11 protein-coding genes are annotated in these 8,724 nt (G+C 44.5%); 10 read left to right on the plus strand and 1 reads right to left on the minus strand.

What is annotated here, in order from left to right:
• Positions 1 to 93: 93 nt before the first annotated feature.
• From ACKFKF_RS33200 to ACKFKF_RS33220, 5 genes are all read left to right on the plus strand, one after another.
• Positions 94 to 291, plus strand: a complete 198-nt coding sequence (locus tag ACKFKF_RS33200) for a DNA-binding protein (protein ID WP_446871652.1) — start codon at positions 94 to 96, stop codon at positions 289 to 291.
• Positions 291 to 698, plus strand: coding sequence for a type II toxin-antitoxin system death-on-curing family toxin (locus ACKFKF_RS33205; RefSeq protein ID WP_446862451.1), 408 nt, complete (start codon positions 291 to 293; stop codon positions 696 to 698). The genes ACKFKF_RS33200 and ACKFKF_RS33205 overlap by 1 nt, the downstream gene beginning before the upstream one ends.
• 258 nt (positions 699 to 956) lie before the next feature.
• On the plus strand, positions 957 to 1,358 hold the full coding sequence (locus ACKFKF_RS33210; protein ID WP_446871653.1) for a hypothetical protein: 402 nt from the start codon (positions 957 to 959) through the stop codon (positions 1,356 to 1,358).
• A gap of 168 nt (positions 1,359 to 1,526) precedes the next feature.
• Positions 1,527 to 1,757, plus strand: a complete 231-nt coding sequence (locus tag ACKFKF_RS33215; protein WP_446862449.1) for a DUF433 domain-containing protein — start codon at positions 1,527 to 1,529, stop codon at positions 1,755 to 1,757.
• On the plus strand, positions 1,754 to 2,086 hold the full coding sequence (locus tag ACKFKF_RS33220; protein WP_446871654.1) for a DUF5615 family PIN-like protein: 333 nt from the start codon (positions 1,754 to 1,756) through the stop codon (positions 2,084 to 2,086). Before ACKFKF_RS33215 ends, ACKFKF_RS33220 begins: the two co-directional genes overlap by 4 nt.
• 867 nt (positions 2,087 to 2,953) lie before the next feature.
• On the opposite strand, the gene ACKFKF_RS33225 is transcribed toward ACKFKF_RS33220, so the two are convergent.
• Positions 2,954 to 3,211 (minus strand): hypothetical protein, encoded by a 258-nt coding sequence (locus ACKFKF_RS33225; RefSeq protein ID WP_446869623.1) that lies wholly within the window; start codon positions 3,209 to 3,211, stop codon positions 2,954 to 2,956.
• Positions 3,212 to 3,408: 197 nt separating this feature from the next.
• On the opposite strand from ACKFKF_RS33225, the gene ACKFKF_RS33230 reads away from it, so the two are divergent.
• From ACKFKF_RS33230 to ACKFKF_RS33250, 5 genes are all read left to right on the plus strand, one after another.
• Positions 3,409 to 4,392, plus strand: coding sequence for a helix-turn-helix transcriptional regulator (locus ACKFKF_RS33230; RefSeq protein WP_446871655.1), 984 nt, complete (start codon positions 3,409 to 3,411; stop codon positions 4,390 to 4,392).
• Between the two features lie 108 nt (positions 4,393 to 4,500).
• Positions 4,501 to 7,002, plus strand: coding sequence for a TonB-dependent siderophore receptor (locus ACKFKF_RS33235; RefSeq protein WP_446871656.1), 2,502 nt, complete (start codon positions 4,501 to 4,503; stop codon positions 7,000 to 7,002).
• Positions 7,003 to 7,025: 23 nt separating this feature from the next.
• Positions 7,026 to 8,081, plus strand: a complete 1,056-nt coding sequence (locus tag ACKFKF_RS33240) for an ABC transporter substrate-binding protein (protein ID WP_446871657.1) — start codon at positions 7,026 to 7,028, stop codon at positions 8,079 to 8,081.
• Complete coding sequence (locus ACKFKF_RS33245) at positions 8,078 to 8,494, plus strand: DUF1636 family protein (protein WP_446871658.1); 417 nt, start codon at positions 8,078 to 8,080, stop codon at positions 8,492 to 8,494. The genes ACKFKF_RS33240 and ACKFKF_RS33245 overlap by 4 nt, the downstream gene beginning before the upstream one ends.
• Before the next feature lies 1 nt (position 8,495).
• The gene (locus ACKFKF_RS33250; RefSeq protein ID WP_446871659.1) at positions 8,496 to 8,675 is read left to right on the plus strand and encodes a hypothetical protein; all 180 of its coding nucleotides are present in this window, start codon (positions 8,496 to 8,498) and stop codon (positions 8,673 to 8,675) included.
• Positions 8,676 to 8,724: the final 49 nt, after the last annotated feature.

The following is an 8,724-nucleotide window of genomic DNA, read 5'->3' on the forward strand; positions in this document are numbered from 1 at the left end:
TGAAACGAAGCGTCAGAAACTCTCAACTCAGCGAAGCGGTTGAGAGTAGTTCATTGTTAAACTTGACTCAGAAACACTAGGAGGGCGATCGCTGTGGCTTCTATTACCCTTGACCTTTCAGAAACTCAATTCCAAAAGCTGCAAGATTTAGCAACTGTTCATGGGATTGCGCTCGAAGTTCTACTGAAGGCAAGCCTGGAGGATTGGCTCAACTCTCAAAAGCCTGAGTTTGTTGATGCAGCCAATTATGTGCTAACAAAAAATGCTGAGTTGTATCAGCGGTTAGCATAATGCGTTTCCTGACGTTAATCGAGGTGCTGGAACTACATCGCAGAGTCATTGAGCAATCCAGTGGAGCATTTGGTATTCGAGATGTAGGGTTGTTGGAGTCAGCGATCGCCCAGCCCCGAATGACGTTTGATGGAGAGGAGTTGTACCCAGGTTTGCTGGAAAAAGCAGCAGCATTGGGGTTTTCAATTATCATGAACCATCCATTCGTGGATGGAAACAAACGTACAGGTCATGCTGCGATGGAGACTTTTCTTGTCCTGAATAGATTGGAAATTAACGCCTCTGTAGATGAGCAGGAACACGTTGTGTTGGCGATAGCATCAGGTGAGCTAGGGCGCGAGGCATGGGTAGAATGGCTACAGCAGCGTACAACGCCAGCTAACAATTCAAATGCAGCGGACGGTTAAGAGCCACTGGTGCTAAGTTCGAGGTGATCTGCCGCCGCTGATTTGAGTCGTTATACGGCTACATTCCAGTTTCTATAAGCACTTATGAAGCTACTGAATCGTATACTAAACGATATCAAGTGAAGCGAAAATATTGATCTGTATCTTACAGTTCCGACTGCGATCTTAGTTGGCATTCTTAATCTAGTTGGTGTTCTTTCACCGACTTTAGTTGCTCCACTAACGCTTGTTATCTTGGGTTTGATAACAATTACCATCTTGGGCAGTCGCTACCGCGTTGAGCAGTTAGCTGATAAGTTAACCCCCTCTGCTGAAAGTATTTTCAACGAGAAATCACCTCCAACTTTAGAACAAGATATAGAAAATGCTCCTGATATATGGCTTATTGGTGTACTTGGTGCAAAACACGCTAGAGATTTTTATTCAGTTATTGAGCAAAAACTTAAAAAAGGTCACTCAATCAAAATACTTACTGTTCATCCAGATCCAAGGGTCGTTGAGTTTGAAGAAATGCGTGTTTATGGTTTAGCAAATGTAAAAACGACATGTTCTGATATTGAAACCGGGCTAAAATCCTTTTGTCATTTGAAGAAAATCTCACCTAATAATTCGCACAATTCACTATCCGCTTGGATATGGTGTCGTTGGGATCAACCCTGATTCTGCCTCTGGTATTTTGTATATCAGAAACTATGCATTTAAAGTGCCAGGTGGAGCAAAGCCAAAATTCACATTACGGACAAAAGATGGATTCTGGTATGATTTTTATAGACAGGAGATACAAAACTTGTGGGACGCAGGCAACGAATGGAGATGCGAGGATAATCTATGAACTACCGAAATCACATTACGATTGAGCCTGATAAACGTGGTGGTAAGCCTTGCGTCCGTGGTTTGCGTATTACGGTTTATGAAGTGCTTGAGTACTTGGCTTCCGAGATGACCGAAGCAGAAATCCTTGATGATTTTCCTGATCTGACGCGAGAAGATTTAAAAGCATGCATTGCTTATGCCGCTGATCGTGAACGGCGGTTTATGACCGCTCCATTATCTGCATGAAATTACTTTTTGATGAAAACTTGTCGCCCAAGTTGCCGAACCGTTTAAGTGATCTTTTCCCAAACTCGCTTCACGTTCGAGATGTGGGCATGAAAGCAACGATCGATCCAATAGTTTGGGATTATGCAAAAGACAATAATTTGATGATTGTCTCGAAAGACGCTGACATGCACGACTTGAGCTTAGTATTTGGAAATCCACCGAAAGTTATTTGGCTGCGACTTGGAAACTGTTCGACATCGCAAGTTGAAAGCTTGCTGCGTCGAAATTTTGACGCGATTAAACTGTTTTATGAAGATGAGAATTTATCTCTGCTTGCTTTATCCTAGTGCACCGATGGCTTTGGATATATTTCCAGGGGTTTATAAGCATATTTCCAGGGGCTTTACAAACGGAGAAAACATAGTGGCGATCCCGCATAACAACCCCAATGCACCCGACCGTTGATAGGTTGTCTGTTAGTGTTCAAGGTTTTCTGCGGCGGGTGATTGGGAACGTTATGCCGCCTCAGCTATTGTTGCGGACGCGACCGGGGGTTAATTGTGGGAAGCCAAGTTTGAGATGGGATTGTCTGTGCAGGATCGCGGATTGAAATAGTCTGAGCAATATTTGTAATGAGGAGTAACTCAAATGCGTACTTTGGCTAGAAAAGCTTTAGTTCCAGCCTTAGCAGGTCTTGCCATAATTTTCACAGTTGTTGGTTCAGCCATTGCACAAACGTCAAGATTAAACCCCTTGTCACTGTATTGGAACTCTCAGAGGGGAGACAACTTCGTAACTGCTACTCAGCAAGGTCGAAGGGATGCCGTTGGTTCTGGTTACAGTAGCGTTGGTGTCGAAGCGTGCATCCTTACTAGCCAAGAGGAAGGATCAGTTCCCTTTAATCTTTATTGGAGTGAGCAAAGAGGTGACAACTTTACTACCTCAACTAGATAGGAATGGCACTTACTTAAGGTCAATCAATGAGCTAGACTAGCTTTGAGAATTGAGCGAGGCTGCTTTATGAGGAAGGCTTTCAGTCTGCGTTTTCTAACTCTAGGTTCATGACGATTGGGACGGTCTGGAATCAGGGATTGTGAAACGACATGCAACAGGATGGGATAAAGATAAAGGTCGTGACGCGGTTGGGGAGGGGCATCAGCCGAGGATGGGATAAAGTTTCTCAGATGTTGTCTTGCGCCCTGTCACGCCAGTTGTCAAGTGGAGACTGGTCGCCCTGCACTGGCTAACCAACTGATCACCCGACTCACCGCCTTGCGACAACGCTTGTCGCTGTCGAACACCGGGGATAGAAATGCCCACAGCGTCACGAACGGATTAAACAGACGATCCCGATAGCTCACGTTCTCTTCGACCAAGACCCTGGCTATCACAGATTCAGGCAGGATCTGTTGAAACGGTAAACCGACCCTGTTGGCGAATGTTTGCTTGAGAATTTCAGCAGAGTTTGGCATAGTGGAGCTAGTTATTTTAGTCACTCCCAGCCTGTGACCTCAAAAAGACCAGGGTTGGAGCTTTTTCTTGCTCTATTTTCTCAAACCCCGACCCTTAAGTAAGTGTCATTCAACCTTAAACACTTGACTATTTTCTTCACTTAGTTGAGAATGAGTTGCATTAAACTGAATTCGTCCTGCAACTCCCTAAACCTATCATGGCAATTACCATCTCTCGCGCAGACTATGATGATTTGTGGAAAGTTTGCAACCCTGCTCCTTTAGTTTCCAGTCATTCAGGCTATTGTGAACGGGTTGAGATTGTGCCTGAGCAATTTGGGGAGGGATACGTCCGATCAATTCAGTTCCGGGGAATCAATCTAATGCTCTTCAATTATCAACTGCATCACGATTTGCATCTCAAAGATGAAGTGTCTGAGACAGCCTGGGAAATTGGATTTAATCTATCAGGGAATCGTAATAATAAGTGTACTGGGGAGAGCTTTCTGGAATGGGGAGCCTATGAAGGCAAGGGAACATGGATTACTTATGCCAACGATCCAGTCTTGAAAGTTGATGTTGAGTTAGAAACTCCGAATGAGGTAAGCCGACTGATTATCGACACTTTAGAAGAGCTACCCATCGAGATTCGGGAATGTATTGAAGACTGCGACGGAAAACGGTTTGATGAGTTTAATGTGATTACACCCGCAATGCGATCGACGTTAGAGAAGATCCTACACTGTTCATTTCAAGGAAGAACTAAACAAATTTATCTAGAGAGTCAATGTTTGGAGTTGGTTGCTCTGAAGTTAGAGCAGCTTAAAAACCCAGATCAATATACTCGCAAGTCTTTCCTTTCGTTAAACCTAGATGATATCGATCGCATTCACTTAGCTAAAAAAATCATGACGGAGAATGCTGATCATCCTCCGTCGCTGATGGAACTCGCGCGGCAGGTTGGGTTGAATGATTTTAAGTTGAAGGGCGGATTCCGGCAGGTGTTTGGAACGACGGTGTTTGGCTATTTACATCAACATCGGATGGAAACAGCACGTCAATTGCTTACTGAGCGACGCATGAATGTGAAAGAAGTGGCTCAGTCAGTGGGATACGCCAGCCAAAGCCGTTTTGCCGAAGCATTTCGGAAACAGTTTGGCATGAATCCTCAGTCCTACCTACTAAGCAAAAAATCCGTTTGAGGAGCAAAACAATCCGTTTGTGCGCGATCGCGATCGTCTATTCCCTTCTGTTTCCCGATATCTTCTTGAAAGTAATTCTTAGTTAGAGCTTTCGTTGGTGTGTGGAAGATGAGCAGAATCAATTCGCAGTGCATGAGTAAAGTCCGATTTTATGGATCAATGTTCGTGCTGTCAGGCAGTTTAGTGAGCGGGTCTGCTTTATCAGGATTGGCGGAAACTAAGTCTACTCATCACAATCGCCACGCTACTACAGTTAATGAATGGATTGCTCAAATCGAAGCGGCTACTGTGCAAGTAACAGGAGTGAGCCTGAATCGGTGCGATTCAGGGCTGGAGATCGTTTTACAAACGGCAGAGGGCAAACCGCTACAAATTGATGCGAGCAAATTTCGATCGGAAGGCAATAACCGAATTGCGGATATTCCAAATGCTGTACTGGTATTACCGGGATCTCAAGCCTTTGTTGCTGATAATCCGACTGCTGACATTGCCAGTGTGCGCGTTGTCCAACAGGAAACCAACATCGTTCGAGTGAGCGTAGCAGGAATTAATAGCCTGCCTACCTCTGAAGTCAGTCTGAAAGCAGGAAGATTGAGCTACAGTTTGAATTCGGAGCCGGATGAACCCGATGAAGAGATTGTTGTAACGGAACAGCAGCAACGTGGCTATCGCGTACCTAATGCAAGTACAGCGACCAGAACTGATACTCCATTGCGAGATATTCCCGGTTCGATTCAAGTAATTCCCCGTCAAATCTTAGACGACCAAAAGACAACGCGAATACAAGAGGCATTGGAGAATGTTAGCGGTGTCCGTAAAGAAGGTAACTACGGAGGTACAGATGCGGGTGGATTTAACATTCGTGGCTTTGCTCAGGATGGAAATTTCCGCAATGGATTGGCTGACAATGACTTTTACTCTACGGTCGATACAGCAAATATCGATCGAATAGAAGTTCTCAAAGGGCCTGCTTCTGTTCTATTTGGTCAGGCTGAACCGGGAGGAATTGTCAATGTGATCACAAAACAACCGCTCAGAACTCCCTACTATTCAGCAGAATTCAATGTCGGCAGCTATGCTTTTTATCGCCCCAGTTTTGATATTTCTGAACCGCTTACCCCTAATAGTTCAGTGTTATATCGGTTAAATGCCGCTTATCAAAATTCTGAGAGTTTTCGAGATTTTAACTTTACAGAACGTGTTTTTGTTGCGCCCGTCATTACCTGGAATATTAGCGATCGCACAACCTTAACTTTCGACCTTGAATACCAGAACAGTAATTACCTCTTCGATCGTGGACTTCTTTCTCTGGGCGATCGACCTGCTCCTATTCCCATTAGTCGATTGATCGGTCTGCCACAAAGCGTTTATGACGATAGCACGTTTCGGGTTGGCTACAGACTGGAGCATCAATTTAGCAAAGACTGGCAACTTCGCAATGCGTTTTCTTTTGTGTCCGGTCGATCAGAAGGGACTTATGCCATTGGAGGCTATGGGCTAGTTGATGATCAATTTGCCCCAATTTATATTGGTCGGGACAATCTCTCACGAAAAATCTACACCCTGCAAACAGAATTAGTAGGACGGTTCAAGACGGGATCGATTGTTCATCAACCCTTACTGGGGGTAGAGCTAAGAAGAAATGACTGGACTTATAGCTCGTTCGATGTGGCAGACCCCATCCTGCTAGACATTTTTAATCCCAATTATGATGTTGAATTCCCTGCTATCCCTGATGAAAAAACGTTCTCTTACACAACCCGAAGAGATACCCTGGGGATCTATCTTCAGGATCAAATTACCTTAGCAGAAAACCTCAAACTTTTAGTGGGAGGTCGCTTTGATGCTTTCCGCCGCAAAGATGACTTCGGAACCCCTGAAGAAGAATCTCTCACTGCTTTTAGTCCCCGTGCTGGTATTGTTTACCAACCCATTAAACCCATTTCTCTCTATGCCAGCTATGCTCGATCGTTTCAACCCGATCGATTTCTCGGTCGATCTGCAACAAGCGAACCCTTCAAACCAACAGAAGGAACACAGTATGAAATCGGTATCAAAGCAGATATCAGTAACCGACTTTCGGCAACTCTAGCAGCCTTTCAAATTACTAAAACCAACGTTTTGACCCCCGACCCCAACGATCCCGATTCTTCGATACAGGTGGGAGAACAGAAAAGCAAGGGCATTGAGCTAGATATTAGCGGTGAAATTTCACCAGGTTGGAATATCATTGCATCTTACGCCTATACCGATGCGATCACCTCGGAAGATAACAACATTCCTGTGGGGAATCGGCTGATTAATGTTCCCAGACATGCAGCGAGCTTGTGGACTAGCTATGAACTTCAAAGCGGTAACTTAAAGGGTTTGGGCTTTGGCTTGGGACTTTACTATGTGGGAGATAGAAACGCTGACTTGGAAAATACAAGCATTCTACCCAGCTACTTTAGAACAGATTCAGCAATTTACTACAAGCGGGATAACTGGAGAATAGCACTGAATTTCCGAAATCTTTTTAATAAAACTTACTATGAGACTTCTCAAGGTAGAGATATCATCTATCCTGGTGCCCCTTTCACTGTAATCGGCTCGTTCTCGATTCAGTTCTGAGCCTGATTGTTATTGAGTTCACAATGTTCCTGGAAACTTGCCGCAGCACGATCGCTTTCTTTTCTAAATACATTAGCTGGGCTTTGCTAATAGCTATCTTGATTACCGCTTGTCAAGGTGGTAGCCCTCAAAATTCTAGGTTAGAAAGTCACCGATCGCCATCTGCTGATTGTCGAAGCGTGGAACATGCAGGAGGAAAAACTCAGATTTGCGGTACACCTCAAAAGATCGCGGTTCTTGAACCTAAGCTGTTGAGTCTGATGTTAGCACTTGGTGTGCAGCCTGCGGCTTATGCCGATGCTTATTTGGTGCGATCGCGCCAATTCGACAATCCTAGTGAACAAATCCCTTACCTGGGTAAATTTGTCACCAGTCAGCCAATAAATTTAGGCGATCGTTCTTCTCCTTCTCTAGAAATTCTAACTTTACTTAAACCTGATTTGATCCTAGGTTTGAAGGGTCAAGCACACCAGGTATTTTCTTCGCTTGCTCCAACTATCTTGATTGATCATAAACAGGATTGGCGCGATAACCTTAAAACGGTTGCTCAAGCTTTGAACTATCGAGAGAATGTATCATCAGTCGTTACCTCACAACAGCAACAACTGGAGAAAGTTCGCACCCAACTCGCGACACTAGTGAAAACTCATCCAAGAGTTCTCAATATTGCTTGTAGCCGAACAATGGACTATATCGAGGTGATGAACAGCGGAGAGGCTGACCAGCTTATGAGGAACCTGGGATTTCAACCTGTACCACTTACAGATGTAGCCAAACAACTGGGAGACAGACCACAGATTAACCTGGAAACCCTTGCTCAAATTGATACAGATATGATGATTGTGAGTACCTGGCTCGATAGTTGGGATGGTCGATCGACTTACCAAGCTCCGATCACAGAACTCAAACAAAAATGGGCTGAAACTCCTCTATTACGGAACTCACAAGCCTGGAAAGAAAAACGAGTTTACTTTGTCGATTACACATTATGGGGTAGTGTAATTGGTGAACCGATGTCTAGTTTCCTAATGCTAGAAGAGCTTCCCCAGCTATTACTTTCACACCCTCTAAATCCATGACCAAGCATACTCTCTTTGTTTGTAAATCCTGTCATCGCTCTTCTGAGGAACCCGCAGAAAATCAGCCTCTCGATGGCGGCGTTTTGCTTGATACGCTCAACACTCTATCGGTTCAACAATTTGCCGCAGAGGAGCTAGAAATCAAACCTGTTGGATGTTTGTGGGCGTGCAGTCGGGGCTGTGTTGTTGCTTTGGCAAATCCAGAAAAACGAAGCTATCTGCTAGTTGATTTGCCGCCCGATGAAGAACACGCCTCTGCTTTACTCCAGCTTACACGGATGTACATGAACCATCGCAAAGGTGCTTTGATCTGGGACAAGCTTCCCAAACAGATAGAATCTGCGCTGTTTGCTTGTATTCCTTCAGCCTTGTCCTTCTCAGCAGATGGTGATTCAGACGAAGAGGAGCCATAACTTGACTAAATCAACTCATACATTTTCGGAACAAGAGTATCGTCAGCTTTGGCAGCACGATCGTCAATTTTTAGGACAGGGTTTTGAAGATGTTGTTTGCCGATGTCCGACAGAATTAGGGAATGGATACGATCGTTGGATTGCGCTTCCTGATATTGATTTATTACTTATACAGCAATAGTCCGGACAAAATTAGACAGCGATAACGCCGTAAGACCTTAGATTCTGGT

Source organism: Phormidesmis sp. 146-12 (genome assembly GCF_052939495.1).